At 62.4% G+C, this 21,700-nt stretch carries 21 protein-coding genes and 1 riboswitch; of the genes, 11 read left to right on the top strand and 10 right to left on the bottom strand.

What is annotated here, in order from left to right; translation table 11 throughout:
* Window positions 1-2 precede the first annotated feature (2 nt).
* From uca to JS46_RS03910, 8 genes are all read left to right on the top strand, one after another.
* Window positions 3-3,620 carry an urea carboxylase gene (uca, locus tag JS46_RS03945; RefSeq protein ID WP_033748299.1) on the top strand — a complete coding sequence of 1,206 codons (3,618 nt, stop codon included), beginning with the start codon at window positions 3-5 and terminating at the stop codon, window positions 3,618-3,620.
* Window positions 3,621-3,629: 9 nt separating this feature from the next.
* Window positions 3,630-4,328, top strand: coding sequence for a GntR family transcriptional regulator (locus JS46_RS03940; RefSeq protein ID WP_033748298.1), 699 nt, complete (start codon window positions 3,630-3,632; stop codon window positions 4,326-4,328).
* Window positions 4,329-4,357: 29 nt separating this feature from the next.
* Entirely contained in the window at window positions 4,358-5,626 is a 1,269-nt protein-coding gene (gene urtA / locus JS46_RS03935) for an urea ABC transporter substrate-binding protein (RefSeq protein WP_033748297.1), read from the top strand.
* A 57-nt stretch (window positions 5,627-5,683) separates the two neighbouring features.
* Window positions 5,684-7,246: an urea ABC transporter permease subunit UrtB gene (gene urtB / locus JS46_RS03930; RefSeq protein ID WP_033748296.1), complete on the top strand. Its 1,563-nt coding sequence runs from the start codon at window positions 5,684-5,686 to the stop codon at window positions 7,244-7,246.
* Entirely contained in the window at window positions 7,246-8,322 is a 1,077-nt protein-coding gene (gene urtC / locus JS46_RS03925; RefSeq protein ID WP_033748294.1) for an urea ABC transporter permease subunit UrtC, read from the top strand. The genes urtB and urtC overlap by 1 nt, the downstream gene beginning before the upstream one ends.
* Complete coding sequence (gene urtD / locus JS46_RS03920) at window positions 8,315-9,106, top strand: urea ABC transporter ATP-binding protein UrtD (protein ID WP_033748293.1); 792 nt, start codon at window positions 8,315-8,317, stop codon at window positions 9,104-9,106. The genes urtC and urtD overlap by 8 nt, the downstream gene beginning before the upstream one ends.
* A 1-nt stretch (window position 9,107) precedes the next feature.
* Window positions 9,108-9,806, top strand: coding sequence for an urea ABC transporter ATP-binding subunit UrtE (gene urtE, locus JS46_RS03915; protein WP_033748292.1), 699 nt, complete (start codon window positions 9,108-9,110; stop codon window positions 9,804-9,806).
* A gap of 82 nt (window positions 9,807-9,888) precedes the next feature.
* Window positions 9,889-10,686: an SDR family oxidoreductase gene (locus JS46_RS03910; RefSeq protein WP_033748291.1), complete on the top strand. Its 798-nt coding sequence runs from the start codon at window positions 9,889-9,891 to the stop codon at window positions 10,684-10,686.
* Between the two features lie 50 nt (window positions 10,687-10,736).
* Here JS46_RS03910 and JS46_RS03905 read toward each other — a convergent pair whose 3' ends face one another.
* Window positions 10,737-11,798: a diguanylate cyclase gene (locus tag JS46_RS03905; protein ID WP_033748290.1), complete on the bottom strand. Its 1,062-nt coding sequence runs from the start codon at window positions 11,796-11,798 to the stop codon at window positions 10,737-10,739.
* A 243-nt stretch (window positions 11,799-12,041) separates the two neighbouring features.
* On the opposite strand from JS46_RS03905, the gene JS46_RS03900 reads away from it, so the two are divergent.
* The 3 genes from JS46_RS03900 to JS46_RS24350 all read left to right on the top strand — a co-directional run bounded on the left by JS46_RS03900 (window position 12,042) and on the right by JS46_RS24350 (window position 14,519).
* Complete coding sequence (locus JS46_RS03900) at window positions 12,042-12,950, top strand: aliphatic sulfonate ABC transporter substrate-binding protein (RefSeq protein ID WP_033748289.1); 909 nt, start codon at window positions 12,042-12,044, stop codon at window positions 12,948-12,950.
* A gap of 12 nt (window positions 12,951-12,962) precedes the next feature.
* Window positions 12,963-14,282 (top strand): NtaA/DmoA family FMN-dependent monooxygenase, encoded by a 1,320-nt coding sequence (locus tag JS46_RS03895; protein ID WP_081876036.1) that lies wholly within the window; start codon window positions 12,963-12,965, stop codon window positions 14,280-14,282.
* 78 nt (window positions 14,283-14,360) lie between these two features.
* The gene (locus tag JS46_RS24350; protein WP_160173329.1) at window positions 14,361-14,519 is read left to right on the top strand and encodes a hypothetical protein; all 159 of its coding nucleotides are present in this window, start codon (window positions 14,361-14,363) and stop codon (window positions 14,517-14,519) included.
* Here JS46_RS24350 and JS46_RS03890 read toward each other — a convergent pair.
* From JS46_RS03890 to JS46_RS03850, 9 genes are all read right to left on the bottom strand, one after another.
* Complete coding sequence (locus tag JS46_RS03890) at window positions 14,516-15,034, bottom strand: O-acetyl-ADP-ribose deacetylase (protein ID WP_200879020.1); 519 nt, start codon at window positions 15,032-15,034, stop codon at window positions 14,516-14,518. The two genes, JS46_RS24350 and JS46_RS03890, sit on opposite strands and share 4 nt — an antisense overlap.
* Window positions 15,035-15,103: 69 nt before the next feature.
* Window positions 15,104-16,045, bottom strand: coding sequence for an ABC transporter substrate-binding protein (locus JS46_RS03885; RefSeq protein ID WP_152560663.1), 942 nt, complete (start codon window positions 16,043-16,045; stop codon window positions 15,104-15,106).
* Window positions 16,046-16,054: 9 nt separating this feature from the next.
* Window positions 16,055-16,789, bottom strand: coding sequence for an ABC transporter permease (locus tag JS46_RS03880; RefSeq protein WP_033748286.1), 735 nt, complete (start codon window positions 16,787-16,789; stop codon window positions 16,055-16,057).
* Window positions 16,782-17,516 (bottom strand): ABC transporter ATP-binding protein, encoded by a 735-nt coding sequence (locus JS46_RS03875; RefSeq protein ID WP_051905558.1) that lies wholly within the window; start codon window positions 17,514-17,516, stop codon window positions 16,782-16,784. The genes JS46_RS03880 and JS46_RS03875 overlap by 8 nt, the downstream gene beginning before the upstream one ends.
* Window positions 17,513-18,481 (bottom strand): HesA/MoeB/ThiF family protein, encoded by a 969-nt coding sequence (locus JS46_RS03870; protein ID WP_033748284.1) that lies wholly within the window; start codon window positions 18,479-18,481, stop codon window positions 17,513-17,515. Before JS46_RS03870 ends, JS46_RS03875 begins: the two co-directional genes overlap by 4 nt.
* A 12-nt stretch (window positions 18,482-18,493) precedes the next feature.
* The gene (locus tag JS46_RS03865; protein WP_033748283.1) at window positions 18,494-19,252 is read right to left on the bottom strand and encodes a thiazole synthase; all 759 of its coding nucleotides are present in this window, start codon (window positions 19,250-19,252) and stop codon (window positions 18,494-18,496) included.
* Between the two features lie 3 nt (window positions 19,253-19,255).
* Complete coding sequence (thiS, locus tag JS46_RS03860) at window positions 19,256-19,453, bottom strand: sulfur carrier protein ThiS (protein WP_033748282.1); 198 nt, start codon at window positions 19,451-19,453, stop codon at window positions 19,256-19,258.
* Entirely contained in the window at window positions 19,437-20,378 is a 942-nt protein-coding gene (locus tag JS46_RS03855; RefSeq protein ID WP_033748281.1) for an FAD-dependent oxidoreductase, read from the bottom strand. Before JS46_RS03855 ends, thiS begins: the two co-directional genes overlap by 17 nt.
* Before the next feature lie 147 nt (window positions 20,379-20,525).
* Window positions 20,526-20,645, bottom strand: a riboswitch (TPP riboswitch).
* A gap of 41 nt (window positions 20,646-20,686) precedes the next feature.
* A complete protein-coding gene (locus tag JS46_RS03850) occupies window positions 20,687-21,637 on the bottom strand; it encodes a DMT family transporter (protein ID WP_033748279.1) in 951 nt (316 codons plus the stop codon).
* Between the last annotated feature and the right edge of the window lie 63 nt (window positions 21,638-21,700).

The following is a 21,700-nucleotide window of genomic DNA, read 5'->3' as shown; positions in this document are numbered from 1 at the left end:
CCATGTTCAGCACCGTTTTGATCGCCAACCGTGGCGAAATTGCCTGCCGCGCGATTCGCACCCTGAAACGCCTCGGCGTGAAAAGCGTTGCCGTTTACTCCGATGCCGATCGCAACGCGCGCCACGTTAAAGAAGCGGACGTGGCGATCGCGCTCGGCGGCGATAAAGCCGCCGACAGCTATCTGCGCATCGATAAAATTCTCGCCGCCGCCAGCGAGAGCGGCGCGGAAGCGATCTGGCCCGGCTACGGTTTTCTCTCGGAAAGCCTGCCGTTCGCCGCAGCCTGCGAAGCGGCGGGCATCGCTTTTGTCGGCCCGACGGCGCAGCAGATTGGCGAATTTGGCCTGAAGCATCGCGCGCGCGAACTGGCCGCTGAGGCCGGCGTGCCGATGACGCCCGGCACGCCGCTGCTCAACGCCCTGGAGGAGGCGATCGACGCCGCCGCGCGCATCGGCTATCCGGTCATGCTGAAAAGCACGGCCGGCGGCGGCGGCATCGGTTTGACGCGCTGTGCCGACGAGGAGGCGCTGCGCAACGCCTGGGAGAGCGTGCGCCGTCTCGGCGAGCAGTTCTTCAGCGATGCCGGGGTGTTCCTGGAGCGCTGCATCGATCGCGCGCGCCACGTTGAAGTGCAGATTTTCGGCGACGGCAGCGGCAAAGTGATCGCCCTGGGCGAGCGCGACTGCTCGCTACAGCGCCGCAACCAGAAAGTGGTGGAAGAAACCCCGGCGCCCCATCTTCCGCAGGCCACGCGCGACGCCCTGCTGGCCTCAGCGGTGCGCCTGGGCGAGCGGGTCAGCTACCGCAGCGCAGGCACCGTTGAATATATCTATGACGCCGAACAAGATGCCTTCTATTTCCTTGAGGTGAATACCCGTTTGCAGGTCGAACATCCGGTGACCGAATGCGTCACCGGCCTCGACTTAGTGGAGTGCATGCTCCAGGTCGCGGCGGGCGACGACCTTGACTGGGCGCGCCTGCAGCGGCCCCCTGTCGGCGCGTCGATTGAAGTGCGCATTTACGCCGAAGATCCGCTGAAAAATTTCCAGCCCGCGCCGGGCACGCTTACCGGCGTTGTCTTCCCGGATGAGGTGCGCGTGGATAGCTGGATCGACACCGGCACAGAAGTCTCGGCGTTTTACGATCCGATGGTCGCCAAACTGATTGTCCATGCGGAGACGCGCGAAGCGGCACTGGCGAAGATGCAGCAGGCGCTTGACGCCACCCAGTTGCACGGCATCGCCACCAATCTCGACTATCTGCGGCAAGTCGTCGCCACCGAGGCGTTCCGCAGCGGTCAGGTGTGGACTCGCTTTCTTGACGGCTTTACCCCGTCCGCCAGCGTAATTGAAGTGCTGCAGCCAGGCACCTTCAGCACCATTCAGGATTTTCCAGGGCGTCTCGGCTACTGGGATATCGGCGTACCGCCCTCCGGCCCGATGGATGATTTCGCCTTCCGCCTCGCCAACCGCATTGTGGGCAACCACGAGAGCGCCGCCGGGCTGGAATTTACGCTGCAGGGGCCGACGCTGCGTTTCCACAGCGATGCGGTGATTGCCCTGACCGGCGCCAGCTGCCCGGCTGCGTTAGATGGCGTTAGCCTGCCCTACTGGCAGCCCGTTGAGGTGAAAGCCGGGCAAACCCTGACCATAGGCCGCGCCCAGAGCGGTTGCCGCACTTATCTGGCGGTTCGCAACGGGTTCGACGTGCCGGAATACCTGGGCAGCCGCTCCACCTTCTCGCTCGGCCAGTTTGGCGGCCATGCCGGACGCACGCTGCGCGTGGCGGATATGCTGCCGATCTCCCAGCCGCGGCTGGTGGCCTGCACCACGCCCGCGCCGGTCAGCGAGCCGCAGGCGCTGGATCAAGCGCTGGTGCCGCATTACGGCAGCGAGTGGCGCATCGGCGTACTCTACGGCCCGCACGGCGCGCCAGACTTTTTCACCCAAGCCGCTATCGACGAGTTTTTTTCCAGCGACTGGCAGGTGCACTACAACTCCAACCGTCTTGGCGTGCGCCTGGTCGGGCCGAAACCAACCTGGACGCGCGCCAACGGCGGCGAAGCCGGTTTGCACCCCTCTAACGTCCACGATTGCGAATACGCCATTGGCGCGGTGAACTTTACCGGCGACTTTCCGGTGATCCTGACGCACGACGGTCCCAGCCTGGGCGGCTTCGTCTGCCCGGTGACCATCGCCAAAGCCGAATTGTGGAAAGTGGGCCAGGTGAAACCGGGGGATCGCATTCGCTTCCACCCGATCGGCGTAGAAGAGTCGGCGGCGCTGGAAAAAGCGCAGGCAGAGTGCGTTGCCACCCTTCGCAGCCATCACGCCGCGACATTTGCGGTGCCGTCGTTAGCGGCCACCGGGTTCGGCTCCGCGACGCTGCTGGCGGCGCTGCCCGCTACCGAAACCACGCCGGCCGCCGTCTATCGCCAGGCTGGCGACAAATATGTGCTGATCGAATATGGCGATAACGTGCTGGATCTGGCGCTGCGCCTGCACGTACACCTGCTGATGCAGGCGCTGCGCGAGCGCGCCGTGCCCGGCGTAGAGGAGCTATCGCCTGGCGTGCGATCGCTGCAGGTGCGCTATAACAGCCTGATCCTCAGCCAAAAGCAGCTGATAAACCTGCTGCTGGAGCTGGAAGCCGGACTCGGCGACGTTAGCCAGCTGAAAGTGCCGTCGCGCATTGTCTGGATGCCGATGGCGTTCGAAGACAGCGCCACGCTCGGCGCCGTGGCGCGCTATAAAGAGACGGTGCGCGCCAGCGCGCCCTGGCTGCCCAACAACGTTGATTTTATTCAGCGCATCAACGGGCTGGAGAGCCGCGAAGCGGTGCGCGATACGATTTTTGACGCCAGCTACCTCATCCTCGGCCTGGGCGACGTCTATCTGGGCGCGCCCTGTGCGGTACCCATCGATCCGCGCCATCGTCTGCTCAGCTCCAAATACAGCCCCGCGCGCACCTTCACCGCCGAAGGCACGGTAGGCATCGGCGGCATGTATATGTGCATCTACGGCATGGACTCGCCCGGCGGTTATCAGCTGGTGGGCCGCACGCTGCCGATCTGGAACAAATTCCTCAGGAACGATCAGTTCGCGGCGGATGAGCCCTGGCTGCTGCAGTTCTTCGATCAGGTGCGCTTCTATCCGGTCAGCGAAGAGGAGCTTGCCCGACTGCGCGATGACTTCCGCGAGGGGCGCGCCAGCGTGCGCATTGAAGAAACCCTGTTCGATTTCGCCGCCCATCGTCATTTCCTTGCAGAAAACGCAGCGTCGATTAGCGCCTTCCGCCAGCGCCAGAGCGACGCATTTGAGCGCGAAGTCACGCTATGGACGCAGGAAGAGCAGAACGCGCCACTAACCAGCGAAGAGACGCTTGCGGTTGCCGAAGTCGATGACGAGGCGCTGGCGGTGTGCGCCGATATGAACGGCAACATCTGGAAAGTGCTGGTGCAGCCGGGCGACAGGGTGGCAAGCGGCCAGACGCTGATCGTGGTGGAAGCGATGAAAATGGAACTTCAAATCGTCGCGCCCCAGGCCGGTACGGTGAAACGCATCGCCTGCCAGGCGGGACGTCCGGTGAGCCCGGGCGACGCCCTGCTGTGGCTTGAATAAGGAAGGTCCATGAATTCACGCCCGCGTAGCAAAGGCCGCCCTGAAGCCCTGGCGGAGAAAGTCTATCAGGCGCTCAAGCAGGACATTTTTGCCTTCCGCCTGATGCCCGGCGACCGCTTCAGCGAAAACGAAATCGCCGAGCGGCTGGAGGTCAGCCGTACGCCGGTGCGCCAGGCGCTGTTCTGGCTGGAGCGCGAGGGCTATGTCGAAGTGTGGTTCCGCAGCGGCTGGCAGGTGAAGCCGTTCGACTTCGAATACTTCGAAGAGTTGTACGACTTCCGCACCGTTATCGAGCGCGAAGCGGTGCGGCGCCTGTGCGTCCTGCCGCCCCTCGCCTGCGCGGAAATGCTCGCCGCCCTGAAACGCTTCTGGATTGACGATCCGCGCCTTGAAGAGGGCATCGTTGTGTCAGCCCAGGACGAAGCGTTTCATATGGCGCTGGTGGCGGCGGCCGGCAATCAGGAGATCGCCCGCGTCCACGGCGAATTAACCGAAAAAATCCGCATTATCCGTCGGCTCGACTTTACGCGCGACGATCGGGTAGAGGCGACATACCGCGAACACGCTCAGATTTTACGGGCGATATTTCAGCAAAACACCGAGGAGGCGCAGCGCATTCTGACCGACCACATCGCCGTCAGTAAAGCGGAAGTCAGAAAGATCACATTGCATAGGTTACAGCAGGCCCGGCTTCAGGTTACTGAATAATAAAACCATTAAATTTTAGAGGGTTACTGATGAAAAGACGTTCATTGCTCAAGGCTTTCGCGCTCTCCGCTACCGTCGCCAGTCTGGGCTTCGCCTTTGGCGCGCAGGCCGCAGAGACCATTAAAGTCGGCATATTATCTTCCCTTTCCGGCACCATGGCGATTTCAGAGACGCCGCTAAAAGATATGGCCCTGATGACCATTGACGAGATCAACGCCAGCGGCGGCGTGCTGGGCAAGAAGCTGGAGCCGGTGGTGGTCGATCCGGCCTCCAACTGGCCGCTGTTCGCCGAGAAAGCCCGCCAGCTGCTGACGCAGGACAAAGTCGCCGCGGTGTTTGGCTGCTGGACCTCGGTATCGCGCAAATCGGTGCTGCCGGTGTTTGAAGAGCTGAACGGCCTGCTGTTCTATCCGGTTCAGTATGAAGGCGAAGAGATGTCGCCGAACGTGTTTTACACCGGCGCCGCGCCTAACCAGCAGGCGATCCCCGCCCTGCAATACCTGATGAGCGAAGATGGCGGCAGCGCCAAACGTTTCTTCCTGCTGGGCACCGATTACGTCTATCCGCGCACCACCAACAAGATCCTGCGTGCCTTCCTGCACAGCAAGGGCATTAAGGATAAAGATATCGAGGAGGTCTATACGCCGTTTGGTTACAGCGACTATCAGACCATCGTCTCTAATATCAAGAAGTTCTCCGCCGGTGGCAAAACTGCGGTGATCTCCACCATCAACGGCGATTCTAACGTGCCTTTCTATAAAGAGCTGGCGAATCAGGGCATTAAAGCCACCGATATTCCGGTTATCGCTTTTTCGGTAGGGGAAGAGGAACTGCGCGGCATCGATACCAAACCGCTGGTGGGCCAGCTGGCGGCCTGGAACTACTTTGAGTCGGTAGACAATCCCACCAACGCTAAATTCGTCGCCGATTATCGCGCCTATGCCAAAGCGCATAACTTGCCGAACGCAGGCACGGTCGTCACTAACGATCCGATGGAAGCGACCTATGTCGGTCTGCATATGTGGGCGCAGGCGGTAGAGAAAGCGGGCACCACCGACGTAGATAAAGTGCGCGCGGCCATGGCGGGACAAACCTTCAAGGCGCCGGACGGCTTTACCCTGACGATGGATAAAACCAACCACCATCTGCATAAGCCGGTGATGATCGGCGAAGTGGAAGAAAACGGGCAGTTCAACGTGGTGTGGCAGACCGAACAGCCGGTCCGCGCGCAGCCGTGGAGCCCCTATATCGCCGGTAATGATAAAAAGCCCGATTACCCCGTGAAGTCGGCGAAATAACATCATGCCCTTCAGGACGCCTGAAGGGCGCTTAGCGCTACTCAGAGGGCGGTATTGATGAACTTCAAACCCTTTATTTGTGCTCTGCTGCTCCTGTCCTGGTTCGCTCAGGCGGGGGATGGCGCCGATTTCGCCGCCGCCAGCCGCACCGAACAGGCCACGCTGCTGCAACAGTGGGCCGCCGCGCCGCAGGCGAGTCGCGTGCCGCTGTTGCAGGCGCTGCGCAATGAAAGCCTGGTCATTGACCAGAAAAAACAGCCGTTCAGCAAACAGGGCGATACTCTTACTTCGCTCGACAGCGCCCGCCAGCCCAGCGGCGACACCAAAAAGCTGTTTATGAACAACCGGCTGCGCGTGCTGATCGCCAGCGCGCTCGCGGCCCACCAGCTGGTGAGCGACGATGCGGCGATCCGCCTGCGCGCCGCGCAGCAGCTGCAAAACGACGCGGCGGCCGATCAGCTGCCGCTTATGGAACAGCGCCTCGCCGCAGAGAAAGATGCGCAGGTGCATGCGGCCCTGGCCATGGCGGTCGCCAGCCTGCAGCTTGCCAGCCCGGATGCCGCCCTGCGCCTGAAAGCCGTTACGCTGCTGGGCGAAGGCAGCGATCCCAACGTGCAGGCCAGCCTGGAGCGCCTGACGCAGGCCGGCATCGAACCCGATGCGCAGGTGCGCGCCGCCGCCGCTGCCAGCCTGCAGCACATCAAACACCGGCTGATGTGGGGCGATCTGTTCGGTCAGGCCTTTACCGGCCTGTCGCTGGGGTCGATCCTGCTGCTGGCGGCGCTCGGACTGGCGATCACCTACGGTCTGCTCGGCGTGATCAATATGGCGCATGGCGAAATGCTGATGCTGGGCGCCTACGCCACCTGGTTTGTGCAGCATCTGTTCCAGCAGTTCGCGCCGCAGTGGCTGGCGTGGTATCCGCTGCTGGCGCTGCCGGCGGCGTTTCTGATCACCGCAGGTATCGGCATGCTGCTGGAGCGCGCCATCATTCGTCATCTGTACGGCCGTCCTCTGGAAACCCTGCTCGCCACCTGGGGCATCAGCCTGATGCTGATCCAGCTGGTCCGCATGCTATTCGGCGCGCAGAACCTGGAGGTCGCCAATCCCGGCTGGCTCTCGGGCGGCCTGCAGGTGCTGCCCAATCTGGTCCTGCCCTACAACCGACTGGCGGTGATCCTGTTTGTGTTTGCCGTGCTCGGCCTCACCTGGCTGCTGCTCAATAAAACGCGCCTGGGGCTGAGCGTGCGCGCCGTGACCCAAAACCGCGCGATGGCCGACTGCTGCGGCGTGCCCACCGGGCGCATCGATATGCTGGCCTTCGGCCTGGGCTCGGGCATTGCCGGCCTCGGCGGCGTGGCGCTGTCGCAGCTCGGCAACGTCGGCCCGGAGCTTGGCCAGGGTTACATCATCGACTCCTTCCTGGTGGTGGTGCTGGGCGGCGTAGGCCAGCTGGCGGGAACCGTGGCAGCCGCCTTCGGGCTGGGCATTCTTAATAAAGTGCTGGAACCGCAGATTGGCGCGGTGCTGGGCAAAATCCTTATTCTCGTGCTGATCGTGCTGTTTATTCAGAAGCGTCCGCAGGGCCTGTTTGCCTTTAAAGGGAGGGTAATTGACTGATGAGCCAGCCTTTGACCTTAACCCTGACGCGCAAAACGCCGCGCCTCAGCATTAGCCTGGGAATTCTGATAACCCTGCTGCTGCTGACGTTGCCGTTCTGCGCGCTGTTGCCCGCCAGCCACCCGCTGGCGATCTCTACCTATACCCTGACGCTGGTGGGGAAGATTCTCTGCTACGCCATCGTCGCCGTGGCGCTCGATTTAGTGTGGGGCTACGCCGGATTGCTGTCGCTTGGGCATGGCCTGTTCTTCGCCCTCGGCGGCTACGCCATGGGCATGTATCTGATGCGCCAGGCCGCGGGCGATGGCCTGCCGGCGTTTATGTCGTTCCTGTCCTGGGACGCGCTGCCCTGGTTCTGGGCAGGCACTCAGCATTTCGCCTGGGCGCTCTGCCTGATCGTTCTGGTACCGGGCCTGCTGGCGCTGGTGTTCGGCTTCTTCGCCTTTCGCTCGAAAATCAAAGGCGTCTATTTCTCCATCATGACGCAGGCGTTGACCTACGCAGGCATGCTGCTGTTCTTCCGTAACGAAACCGGCTTCGGCGGCAATAACGGCTTCACCGGGTTCACTACCCTGCTCGGCTTTAACGTTACCGCGACCGGCACGCGTATCGGGCTGTTTATCGCCACCGTCGCCTTGCTGCTGGGCAGTCTCGGTGCCGGTTTCGCGCTGGCGCGCAGTAAGTTTGGCCGGGTGCTGACGGCGGTGCGCGATGCAGAGAACCGCCTGATGTTTGTGGGCTACGATCCGCGAGGCTTTAAACTTTTTGTCTGGACGCTCTCGGCGGTGCTGTGCGGTCTGGCTGGCGCGCTCTATGTGCCGCAGGTCGGCATCATCAACCCAGGCGAAATGTCGCCGACCAACTCGATTGAAGCGGCCATCTGGGTGGCGCTGGGCGGTCGCGGCACCCTGATTGGCCCGCTGCTGGGCGCGGGGATCGTCAACGGCGCCAAAAGCTGGTTCACCGTCTCCTTCCCGGAGTACTGGTTATTCTTCCTGGGCCTGATGTTTATCCTCGTGACGCTGCTGTTGCCGCGCGGCGTGATCGGCCTGCTGCGCCGGAGGCATGATGAGTGATACCCCCTTTACCCAACCGCGCCCCACCGATCGCCATCGCGCTCAACGCGACCCGGTGCTTCAGCTGGAGCGGATCAACGTCTCTTTTGATGGCTTTCATGCCCTCACCGATTTGTCGCTGCAGATCGGCGTCGGCGAACTGCGCTGCGTGATCGGCCCCAACGGCGCGGGTAAAACCACGCTGATGGATGTCATTACCGGCAAAACCCGGCCTGATAACGGACGGGTGCTGTATGACCAGGATACCGACCTCACGCGCCTGTCGCCGGTTGAGATCGCCCGGGCCGGCATCGGCCGCAAGTTCCAGAAACCCACGGTGTTTGAAGCGTTAACGGTGTTTGAAAATCTGGAAATCGCGCTGAAAAACGATAAGTCGGTATGGGCAAGCCTGCGGGCGAGGCTCAGCGGCGAACAGCAGGATCGCATCGACGAGGCGTTGAAACTGCTGCGGCTCAGCGGCGAGCGCCAGCGCAAAGCGGGATTGCTGTCGCATGGCCAGAAGCAGTTTCTGGAAATCGGCATGCTGCTGGTGCAGGAGCCGCATCTGCTGCTGCTTGACGAGCCCGCGGCGGGCATGACCGACGCGGAAACCGAGTACACCGCCGAGTTGTTCCGCAGCCTGGCGGGCAAGCACTCGCTTATGGTGGTCGAGCACGATATGGGTTTTGTGGAAACCATTGCCGATCATGTCACCGTGCTGCACCAGGGGCAGGTGCTGGCAGAGGGATCGTTACGCGACGTGCAGGCGGACGATCGGGTCATCGACGTTTATCTGGGGCGCTGAGATGCTGCAAGTTGACGAACTGAATCAATATTATGGCGGCAGCCATATTCTGCGCGGCCTCTCGTTCGAGGCGAAGCCGGGCGAGATTACCTGTCTGCTGGGACGCAACGGCGTGGGAAAAACCACGCTGCTGAAATGTCTGATGGGGCTGATCCCGGCAAAGTCGGGCGAGATCCGCTGGCACAATAAAGTGATCAACGGCCGTAAACCGCACCAGCGCGTGCAGGCGGGCATCGCTTACGTGCCGCAGGGGCGTGAAATTTTTCCGCGCCTGACGGTAGAAGAGAATCTGTTGATGGGCCTGGCCCGCTTCTCTGGCGCGCAGGCCAGAACGGTGCCGGAGGAAATTTATCAGCTTTTTCCCGTGTTGCGGGAGATGAAAGCCCGGCGCGGCGGCGATCTCTCCGGCGGACAGCAGCAGCAGCTGGCGATAGGCCGGGCGCTGGCCTGTAAGCCGCAGCTATTAATACTGGACGAGCCCACGGAGGGTATTCAACCCTCGGTGATCAAGGAGATCGGCGAGGTTATTCGCCAGCTGGCCGGCAAGGGCGAAATGGCGATTCTGCTGGTGGAGCAGTTTTATGATTTTGCCGCCGAGTTAGCGGACAGCTATCTGGTGATGTCGCGCGGAGAGATAATCCAGCGCGGCGCAGGAGCCGACATGGCGGCAGAGGGCGTGAGAAACCTTGTCGCGATTTAACGCCTGCGCAGGCGGGAAATAACTCATCGCCCCCTTTTTCGTGCCAGGCTTACTACGCTTTCATGAAAAAAGGGGAAACAGAGTGAGCAATAAACTGGCTTTAATTACCGGGGCATCAAACGGCATAGGTTTCGAACTGGCGAAGCTTTTCGCTCAACACGATTACGATATTATCACCGTCGCCAGAAACGAAGAGAAGCTCAATAATGCCTGTGAAGCGCTGCGGCATTTTGGCGGCAGCGTACAGCCTTACGCCGCCGATCTCAGCCGCTATGAAGAGATTGAGGCGTTGAAGCAGAAAGTCGACGGCCTGGGCAGAGATATCGACGCGCTGGTTATCAATGCCGGACAGGGTTTAGGCGGACGCTTTATCGGCGGAACGGCGCTGGAAAAAGAGCTTCAGCTTATCAGGCTGAATGTGGATTCTTATGTCCATCTCTCTAAGATCTTCCTGCCCGACATGATCCAGCGCGGCAGCGGCCACGTGCTGATGACCTCCTCTGTTTCAGGGACGGCGCCCATTCCTTTTGAAGCGATTTATGGCGCATCCAAAGCCTTCGTTAACTCCTTCTTCTGGGCCATCCGCAACGAGCTGAAGGGCAGCGGCCTGAATATGACGCTGCTGATGCCTGGCGCCACCGAAACCAACTTCTTCAAAAATGCGGGGCAGACCGACACCGCCGTAGGCGCCTCGCAGCCGACGAAGCCCAGCGAGGTCGCCGAGCGCGCCTGGTATGCGCTGATGAGCGGTCATGAGTACGTTTACGGCAGCGATGAGGCCGAGCATGAAGGCGACGTGCTTAACCGCCTGCAGAGTGAATCTCAGAAGGCGCAGCGCCACCGCATGATTTCTGAGCCGGGCTCGGCCGGCAAAAAATAATCCTTAGCCTGACAGCGCGTGCGCCCTGTGGGGGCATCCCCTCTTAGCCTCTACGCCGGCTGCCAGAGGCGCACGCCGTTACGGCCGTCGCGCTTCACCTGATAGAGCGCGTCGTCGGCGTGGCGCAGCCAGTGATGGATCGACTCCGCCATACTGGCGGGCGCGATGCCGATACTCACCGTGCAGGAAAAGTCCGACGACGCGGGCAACCGAAGCTGCGCGATGCGCGTTTTCAGCGTTTGCGCCAGCGCCAGAATCCCGGCATCCTGCGCATCGCGCACGATAACGCAGAGTTCGTCGCCGCCGAAGCGCGCCGGAATATCCTCGATGCCGACGCCGTCGCGCAGCAGCGCGGAGATCTCCGCCAGCAAAAAATCCCCCGCTTCATGGCCATAACTGTCGTTGACCGCTTTGAAATGGTCGACGTCGATCAGCATCAGCCAGGCGGCGCTTTCTCCACGGCGGGTGCGCAGAAATTCGCTCTCCAGGCGGCGTTCAAACAGCCGCCGGTTAGGGATCTTCAGCCCTGGATCCATCAGCGCGATACGCTCCAGCTCGCGGTTTTTCAAACGCAGACTCAGCGTCAGGTTATAAGAGACCACGCTTAACGCCAGCAGATAGAAGGTGGCGAGCGGCAGCGTGAGCCATACCGTGCGCGTGCTGAAGCTCATATTGACCGGCGCGCCCTGCAGCGCCCAGGTGAGCGCGAAGGCGACCAAAAAAGCCTGCAGCGCGGCGATAAGCTGCGCCCAGCCGCCCGCGGCGTAGCGGTCCGCCACCAGAACCGCCATGATCACGAATGACGGCAGCGGGCTGATCGCCATCATCGCCACCCAGATGCCGCCAAAGGCGGCGTCCAGCGTCAGATTGGTGCGTTCGCGTCCGGTGGGATCGTCCGAAGCGAGCGCCAGCCGCCACGCCATCCAGGGCCAGAAAAAGGCGTTGACGAACAGCAGCGCGCAGATGCTCAGGCTTTTTCCCGACTCCATCAATACTGACATAATGGGATAGAAGCAGAGAAGCGTACCCAGCTGTCGCATAGCAAACATGCGCCTGACGAACCGTGTCGAGCGCAACTTCAGATGTCTGTCATCAGGAGAATAATAATTCATTAAATCAGTGTGGAGAGGCGGGATGGTTCACGCAGTTTATCGGGATTTGATTTAAATCGGTGAGATTTTTTAGGAATTTTCAACTTGTATTATTCCTGACTACTTATTTCCGTTTTAACTGTTTCTGAAAAGCCTCCTCCAGTACGGGTTATTCTCTCCACAGATAACCTTTGCCGCATTCCTTATTACCCCTTTTTGCAGCAGATACTTAGTCTGGTTTCTTTTTTCACCGGGAAATCAAAGATGAAAATATTCGCGCTAACGCTCTGTCTGGCCGCTTTTGCCAGTCAGGCGACGGAAACGCAGTTGGTGGTAGGCGATCAAAAAGGCAACGCGCGCGCCGTGATGGAGGCGGCAGGAGAACTCAGCAACCTGCCCTATGCGGTGAAATGGTATGAATTTCCCAACGCCGCGCCGCTGCTCGAGTCACTCAACGCCAGCCACCTTGACGCCGGGCTGGTGGGCGACGGCCCGCTGTCGTTTGCGGTCGCCTCCGGCGCAGCGATCAAAGCCATTCAGGCTTCGCAGTACCTGGGCAACGCCATTATCGTAAAAAAAGGCAGCAGCATAAAAAGCGCCGCCGATCTGAAAGGTAAAAAGATCGCCACGGTGAAAGGCTCTTCCGGCCAGAATCTGGTCTTCAACGCGCTCAGCTCAGCGCATCTGCCCGCCGACAGCGTGCAGTTTGTCTTCACCACCCCAGCCGAGGCGACGCTGGCGCTGGATAACGGCGCGGTGGATGCGGTCGCCACCTGGGAGCCCTATGTCTCTTTCGCTATCGCCCAGTCGGGCGCGGTCATCGCGGTGGATGGCGACGCCTTTCCGGTATCCAACTACCTGGTGGCGACCGATCGCGCCATTACCGATAAGCGCGCGGCGCTACAGGATTTTCGCCAGCGGCTGATCCGCGCGCGCGAATGGGGCGTCGCCCATCCGCAGGCCTATGCGCAAGGCATCGCGACGCTGCTGCGCCTGCCGGATGCGGTAGCGCTGAGCAAAGTGAAGCGCGAGAACAACGCGCCGGTGGGCGACGTTGCGCTGGTGCAGCAGCGCCAGCAGGCCGCTATCGACACCTTTACCCGCAGCGGCCTGATCAAGCCCGGGCTCACCGCCGACGCGGTGATCGACGCCAGCTTCTTTCATCAGCCTTAAGGAGATGCAGCTATGATGAACATCGCGCTCTATCTTGATGCCGGCATCCATCAGGGCGGCTGGCGTCATCCTGATGCGGTGTCCAGCGGCGGCACCCGCTGGCCGCTGTTTCGTCGTATCGCGCAGCAGGCGGAGGCCGCTAAGATCGATATGATTTTCGTCGCCGATAAGCTGGCGATTGACGATATTTATGGCGGCGATCTCAGCGCCACGGTGCGCAGCCGCCCGCAGGGCTGGTCAGAACCGCTGACGCTGCTCGCCGCGCTGGCGGCGGTCACCGATCGCATCGGCCTGGGCGGCACCGTCTCCTCCTCTTATTCGCTGCCCTACACCATCGCGCGTCAGTTGGCGAATATCGATCATATCAGCGGCGGACGCGCGGCGTGGAATCTGGTTACCTCGGTCAGCGACGCCGAAGCGCGCAATTTTGGCCGCGACAGCCACTATTCCCACGCCGAGCGCTACGCCCGCGCCGCTGAGTTCATCAGCCTGATGAAGAAGCTGTGGGACAGCTTTGACGATAACGCCATCGTGATCGACAAAGACAACGCCACCTTCGCCAGGCCAGACGCTTTCCGCTATCTCAACCACCATGACACCTTTTTCAACGTGCGCGGACCGCTTAATATTCCACGACCGCCGCAGGGCTATCCGGTGACGATTCAGGCTGGCGTATCAGAGGCGTTTATCGATCTGGCGGCACAGCACGCCGAAGTACTGTTCGTCGTGCAGCCGGAGCGGCAGCGCGCTCAGCGTTTTTATCAGACGCTGAAAAGCAAAGCGCAGCACTATGGCCGCACGCCGGATCGGCTGCGTATTTTGCCTGGCATGGTGCCGGTGCTGGCGGAGACGCGCGCCGCGGCAGAGGAGAAAGATCGCTACCTCAAGTCGCTAATTACCGCTGAATCGGCGCTGAGCTTTATGTCCGCCAGCATGAATCACGATCTGGCGCAGTATCCGCTCGACGCGCCGGCACCCGATCTGCGCGACGTGATTACCGGCAGCAAAGGGCGCTTCCAGTACGTTATCGCCCAGGCGCTCGAACAGAGGCTGACGCTGGGCGAAATGGCTATCCGCTATGCCGAAAGCCTGTCGTTTCCCTCGCCGGTCGGCACGCCGGACGACGTGGCGGCGATGATGATCGAGTGGTATCGCAGCGGCGCATGCGACGGCTTTGTGGTGCTGCCTGCCTACCTGGAAGCCAGCGGCAACCTCTTTCTCGATGAAGTCGTGCCCCGACTGCAACGCGCCGGCGTGTTCCGCACCGACTATCCGACCGGCACGCTGCGCGATACCCTGGGTCTGGCGCGTCCGGCTAATGGTCTGACGTGAGTTTTTAGAGGAAGTGTAAATCGGCTACCGCCCCTGCTGCTGGCATGTTAAATAAGGCTTTTTTAGCGGGAGTCTGGCATGTCAGCATACTTACTGGTTTCACTCATGGCGCTCTGCATCGCGCTGGGATTCTTGATCGCTGGCGTGAAGCGCCAGCAGAAAAATCTGCTGACGCGTGCGGGCGTCTATGCCGTGGTGGCCGTGGTGCTGCTTATCCTTGGCCTGGTGATGAATTAGTTAAGCAGTTCGGCATAAATCGCGTAATTCTCCTCATCGAAACAGACGATTTTCACCTCTTCCAGCGCTGGATTCTCGGCCAGCGCCTCACGCATCGCTGCCAGCGCAATGTCAGCCGCCTTTTGCTTTGGAAAACGGTAAATGCCGGTGCTGATGCTGGGAAACGCGATTGTCCTGATATCGTGCTGCCGCGCCAGCTGAAAGCAGCTCTGATAGGCGCGCTTCAGCAGCTCCGCCTCTTTCTGACTGCCGCCGTTCCAGACCGGACCGACGGTATGGATCACATAGCGCGCAGGCAGTTTGCCCGCGGTGGTGATCACCGCATCGCCGGTATGGCAGCCCCCCTGCCGGTTGCGAATGACTCTACACGCTTCCAGTATCTCCGGCCCGCCGGCGCGGTGAATCGCGCCGTCTACGCCGCCGCCGCCGAGCAGCGAACTGTTCGCCGCGTTAACAATCGCGTCGGCCTCGATTTTGGTGATATCGCCTGCCACCAGCGTGATCTTCTCTGTCATCATTAGCTCCTTATCCTGTTTGTTAAGTCTAGACGCGCCGGATAAAGAGCACGGGGGCAAAGCACGCATTTACTGCGACGGCAGCGAGTAGCGCGACATCGGCGCGATCTGACCGATAAGCTTGTTGTCCAGCATATAACGCGCAAAAGCCTGATAGCGCGCCGCGTCAAAGCGGCCAGCATCGCTGGCGAACAGCGGCAGCGTCGTCTGCCACGCCTGATGGTTAAGCGGCGTGTTCAGCTCCGGATAAGCGCGGATAAACGCCTGCCAGACCGCTTCCGGATGGGCACGCAGGTAGGCCACGCCTTCGTTCAGCCCATGCAAAAACTTGCCGATACGCGGGTCGGTCGCCGCGGTTCCGGCGTTCGCCAGCAGGATCAGTTCGTCATAGGCGGGCACGCCGTGCTCTTCCGGTTTGAACGACAGGGTTTCCGCGCCCTGCTGCTTAAGCTCCAGCAGCTCGTAGTTGCGATAAATGGTCATCGCGCCGCTGATTTTATGGCTAAGCAGCGCCGAGGCGGCGTCCATATTGAGGTTGATCAGTTTGACCTTATCGACGTCCACGCCTGCGGATCGGAGCATGGTCTGGATAGCGACATCCTCAAACCCTGGGATGGCGTAGCCGAGCGTTTTGCCCTCGAAGTCTTTCAGCTGGTGGATATCACTGCTTTTCAGCGCGGTCAGGGTGTTGAGCGGCTGGCCAATCAGCGTACCGACGCGGATCGCCGGCACCCCTTTATCCACCAGCGTGTAGAGCTGAGGCTGATAGCCTACGGCGAGATCGGCCTTGCCTGCCGCCAGCAGCAGCGGCACCGAGGCGGAGTCCGCCGGCGCGATCATCTCAACCTCCAGCCCCTGACGCGCAAAGGCGCCGCTCTCTTTTGCCGCGAAGATCGCCGCATGGTTAGGATTGACGAACCAGTCGAGCAGCAGGCGCACCTTCTGCGCCGCCTGCGCGGGCGCCACGGCCGCAATCAGCAGCGCCGTCAGCATCAGCATCACTTTTTTCACGATTATTCCTTAAGCAGAGTAAAGAAAGCGGCGGCGCAGCAGCGCGACCCCGCCCGATAACAGCAGCGCCAGCAGCATCAACAGCGCCAGCGCGGCGAAACTGAGCGGCGTCTCCAGCCGCGCGCTGGCATGCATCATCAGATAGCCGAGCCCTTCGCTGGCGCCGACCCATTCGCCGATCACCACGCCGACCGGCGCGAGGATCGCCGCCATTTGCAGGCCAGAAAAAAAGTGCGGCAGCGCGGCGGGCCAGCGCACGTGCAGGAACAGCCGCAGCCGCGAGCGATTCATCGTCTGCGCCAGCTCCAGCCAGCCGGGCGGCGTGCGGCAAAGCCCGTCGAACAGCGACAGGCAGAGCGGGAAAAAGACGATCAGCGCCGCGACCGCCACTTTAGAGGCGACGCCGAAGCCGAGCCACAGCACCAGCAGCGGCGCCAGCGCGAATACGGGAATGGTCTGGCTGGCGGCGACCAGCGGAAACAGCAGGCGGCGCAGCAGCGGACTGGCGGCCATCGCTATCGCCAGCGTGACGCCAGCGCCGCCGCCCAGCAGCAGCGCCAGCGCGATCTCGCCGAGCGTGTAGCTGGCGTGATGGATCAGCAGGACGTGCTGTTGCAGCAGCGCCTGCCCTACCGCTGCTGGAGAGGGCAGCAGAAAAGCGGGCACGCCGCTGTAGCGCGCCAGCTGCCACGCGCCGACGACGATCGCCAGCAGCCAGGCCAGGCTTAACAGGCGTTTAATCATGACTGAGCACCTGAAAGAGCCGGCTTTGCGCCTGCAGAACCGCCTCTGTCTGCGCCGCGCGCGGCACCTCGCCGTCGGGCGCGGGCAGGTCGCGGACGCGCAGCGGCGCATCCTCCAGCAGATAGATATCATGCGCCAGGCGGCACGCCTCGAGCGGATCGTGCGTAACCAGCAGCAGGGTTTTGCCGCGCAGCAGCCCGGCGGTCAGGCTTTGCAGCCGCAGTCGGGTCATGACGTCGAGGGCGGCGAACGGCTCATCCATCAGCACCACCGGACGATCCTGATAGAGGGTGCGCGCCAGCGCGACGCGCTGACGCATACCGCCGGAGAGCGAATCGGGCCGCGCATCCCCCAGCCCGGCGAGCTCGACCTGCGCCAGCAGCGCCTCGGCGCGCCTGTTGTCGGGCCGCTGGCCGCTGAGCCGCGCGCTGAGCATGACGTTGTCGCGCACCGACAGCCAGGGATAGAGATCGTCGCGCTGCCCCATCCAGGCGATTTGTTGCGACAGCGCGCCCGGCAGCGAGCTGCTGATGCGGCCCTGCTGCGGCGTTGACAGCCCCGCCGCCAGCCGCAGCAGCGTGCTCTTGCCCGCGCCGCTGCGACCCAGCAGCGCGCTGGTTTTGCCGCCGCGCAGCCGCAGGCTGAAGCGCGCGCAGAGGGGCTTGCTCTCCCAGCCGAAGGTGACGTCGTCAAAGAGAATGTCGGGCCCATGCGACCTCAGGCTCATGGCTGGTTCGCCGCGATAATCGCCAGCCGCTCGACGCCGCGTTGCGCCAGCGTGGCCGCCGCTTTCGCCGCGCGAATGCCGCTGGCGCAGACCAGCACCACGCGCCGATCGGCGGGCGGCTGCCACGCGGCTATCGCGTCGGGCAGCAGACGCTCTACCTGCGCCGCCACGCTGTGCGGAGCTTCCGCCAGGCTGCGCAACTCGACGATACAGTCGTCGGCGCGCAGCAGATCGCGATCGATAAAAGGAATGGCGGGCTGCGTCGGCTCCTGCGCGTCGTCAAAGCGAAAAGCGCGAAAGTGCCACTGGCTGAAGTCGCAGTTTATCAGGCTGCCGAGCGGCGACGGCGTGTGCCCCAGCAGCACGCTGAGCGCCATCTGCGCCTGCATCGCGCCCAGCGTCGCCACCGCCGGTCCCATCACGCCCGCGGTGTCGCAGCTGGCGGCGGAAGCGGGCAGTCGGGGAAACAGGGCGCGATAGCCCGGCGCGCCGCCGCAAAAACCGCCGACATAGCCATGCCGACCCAGCACCGAGGCGCTGATGAGAGGAATGTTGCGCGGCCGACAGGCGTCGGAGAGCGTATAGGTCACGGCGAAGCTGTCCGCCGCGTCGATTGCCAGATCCACCTGCGACAGCGCCTGCCCGACGGTACTGGCGCGCAGCGCCTGCTGTCGCGCTTCGGTAACGCAGTCGCGGTTGCGGGCGGCCAGCGCGCGCGCGGCGCAAAGCGCCTTTGGCTGACCGACATCCTCCTCGGTGTAAAGCGTCTGGCGATGAAGGTTGTGCAGCGCCACCCGGTCAGGGTCCCAGATGCGCAGATAGCCGACGCCCGCGCCCGCCAGCAGCGGCAACAGCGTCGATCCCAGCCCGCCTGCGCCGACCACCAGCACGCGCGCAGCGCGCAGCCGCTGCTGTCCCGCTTCGCCGATTTCCGGCAGCATTTGCTGCCGCTGATAACGATTCATTATGTTGTCCCGTTAGCTAAACTGCGCCAGACCGAACACCGGCGTCGACGCGGCGGCCATATCGCGCCGCTCCATCATGCCCGCCTGATGCGCCTGATGCCCCGCGCGAATCGCGCTTGCGAAGGCGCCCGCCATTGCCGCCGGATCCTGCGCTTTCGCTACCGCGGTGTTGAGCAGAATGGCGTCGAAGCCCATCTCCATCGCCTGCGCCGCCTGGCTCGGCGCGCCGATACCGGCGTCAATCACCAGCGGCACCCCTTTGAACCAGGCACGGAAACTGCGCAGCCCTTCGATATTGCGCAGCCCCTGGCCAGAGCCGATGGGCGCCCCCCAGGGCATCAGCACTTCGCAGCCCGCCTCCAGCAGCTTTTCGCCGACGATAAGATCCTCGGTGGTATAGGGAAAGACCTGGAAGCCGTCAGCGCTGAGAATGCGCGTCGCTTCCACCAGTGCGAAGGGATCGGGTTGCAGCGTGTCGGCGTTGCCGATCACCTCCAGCTTTATCCAGGGCGTGTCGAAGAGTTCGCGCGCCATATGCGCCGTGGTCACCGCCTCTTTCACGCTGTGACAGCCGGCGGTGTTGGGCAGCACGCGACGGTTGAGCTGGCTGAGTAGCTCGCGAAACGCGCCGCCCTGGCTGCCTTCGCGCCGCAGGCTGACGGTGATGATCTCCGCCTCTGCGGCGCAGATCGCCTGCTGCAAAATATCGGGCGACGGATAGCCTGCGGTGCCGAGCAGAAAACGCGAACGGGGAACAAAGCCGTAAAACATGGTTCAGCCTCCCTGCATCGGCGACAGCACTTCCAGACGGCATCCCGCCTCCAGCCGCTGGCTCTCATACTGCGCGCGCGGCAAGAACTCACCGTTAAAGGCGCTGGCGACGCAGGCGGCGTCGATCTGCCGCTCCTGCAGCAGCGCGGCGACCGTCGCCGCTTCGGTTTCCACTCTCTGACCGTTAAGTTCGATTTGCATCATTCGACTCCTGACTAAGCAGTTGCATAAGCTGCTGCGCCATGGCGGGCGCGAGCAAAAAACCGTGACGATACATGCCGTTAAGGGAGAAAACGCCGTCTTGATAGCGTACTTCCGGCAGGTTATGGCGATAGGCGGGACGCCGTCCCGTACCGCTCTCGACGATGCGCGCTTCGGCCAGCGCCGGATGAATGCTCCAGGCGGCGCCGAGCAGCTCCATCATGGCGCGGGCGCTGATCGGGCTGGCGTCGTCGCTCTCGACCATGGTGGCGCCGAGCATAAAAAGGCCGTCGGCGCGCGGCACCAGATAGCAGGGAAAGCGCGGATGCAGCAGCCGGATCGGACGGGAGAAGTGGAGTTCATCGCACTGCAGGATCAGCATCTCGCCGCGCACCGCGCGCAGATCAGGCTGGCGGTCGGCGGCGTGAATGCCGCGGCAGTCGATAACCGTGCCGCCTGGTTTGCCGCGGTGAAAGGCGACGCCGCGCGCTTCCAGGCTGGCGCGCAGCTGGCGCATAGCGTCGCGCGGATTAAGATGCGCTTCGTCGGGAAAAAACAGGCCGCGCGCAAAGCGCCCTGCCAGCTCAGGCTCAAGCTGTGCAGGATCGCGCCACTGATGCTGTCGCGTCATGCGGGCGAAGCGCGTCAGCTCTGCGGCGTCGCGCGGCGCGGCCACCACCAGCGTGCCCTGACGCGCGACGCCGTCGACCCGCTGCGCCCACCAGCCGGCGGCGCGCTGCCCCAGCTCGATAACCTGTTCAGGCGCGCTCTCCCCTTCGCAAAAGGGCGCCAGCATGCCGCCCGCCCAGTGCGACGCGGGCAATTCGTCGCTGACGATCACCTCTGGCGTTTCGCCCTGTTCAGCCAGCAGCGTCGCGACGCATAAGCCGGCGACGCCGCTGCCGATGACTGACCAGCGGCTCATGGCGCGCACCTGATAGAGAAAACGGTTTGAAAAAGAGTCATGTTCACGCAGGCCTCGATATTGACGACCCGTGATACGTGAAGGGAAAAAGCGTGAGCAGTGAGCAGTGAGCAGGCTCGCGCGGCAGGCATCTCACAGAGGCTAAAAATAATGAGATACGAGTCTTCCTACGCCAGTATCAACTGGGTCAGGTTCAAAGGGTCGCTAAACCGCGCGCTGCGCTATTAGCCTCTCAGTCTCTCTGGCGAGACTCCCCCGACGGCCATTAGTTGTAGGGCAACTGCCTGCCCGACGTCAAGTACGGCGTGTTAATCAGGCGTTAAATCGGCGGTTTCGCTGCGGGCGGTCAGCGCCAATGCCGCGGCCCGGCGCCGCTGGCGTCGCTCGCTTAAAACCGCGTAAATGCCGGCAAACGCCACCAGACTGGCGCCGATCAGCGTGAGTTTCTCTGGCAAGGTGCCGAGAAAAATCAGGCCGATAATGACCGACCAGAGCAGCGAGCTGTAATCAAACGGGGCGAGCAGCGAGGCATCGGCGTAGCGCAGGCTCAGCGTCAGCAAAATTTGCGTCAGTCCGCCGCACAGGCCGCACCCCAGCAGCAGAAGCAGCTGCTCGCCCTGCGGCAGGCGCCAGCCGAACGGCAGCGTCAGCAGCGATGTCGCGCCCGTCATAGCGGTGAACCAGAAAGCGATCGCGCCCGGCTTCTCTTTACCGCTCAGATAGCGGATCTGAATCAGCGCGCCCGCCGTACAGAGCGCAGAGAGCAGCGCCAGCAAGACGCCGACGGAAGAGGCCAGGCTGGCTACCGTCAGCCTGGGCGCGCCGCTGAGCGACAGGTGACCGGAGAGCATAATGACGATCCCCGCGAAACCGGCCGCTACTGACAGCCAGCGATTCAGCCGCACCTTTTCGCGCAGCACTATGGCGGCAAGCAGCACGGTGAACAGCGGCGCGGCGTAGTTGATAGCGGTGGCGTCGGTCAGTGAGATATAAATCAGCGACAGATAGCTCAGGTACATGCTACAGGTGCCCGCCAGACCGCGACCGATATGCCCTTTCACATTGCGGGTTTTGATGCCCTGGATAATGCCGCCCTGAAAGGTGAGCCATACCAGCAGCGGCATTACGCCCACCAGCGAACGAAAGAAGATCACTTCTCCCACCGGCAGCGCGCCCTCCAGACCTTTTACGCAGGCAAGCATCAGCGTCGAGCTAAGGGTCGCCATGATTTTGAATGAAATTCCCGTCGACGCGCTCACGTCGCGCTCCTTATTTGCCCGTTGCAGAAAGTGAGCGTTAAGGGTAACGCAGACGCGCGGCGC

This window comes from Pantoea sp. NGS-ED-1003 (assembly GCF_000738765.1).
GTDB lineage: Bacteria > Pseudomonadota > Gammaproteobacteria > Enterobacterales > Enterobacteriaceae > Pantoea > Pantoea septica.
This window is presented reverse-complemented; position numbering and strand designations above follow the sequence as displayed.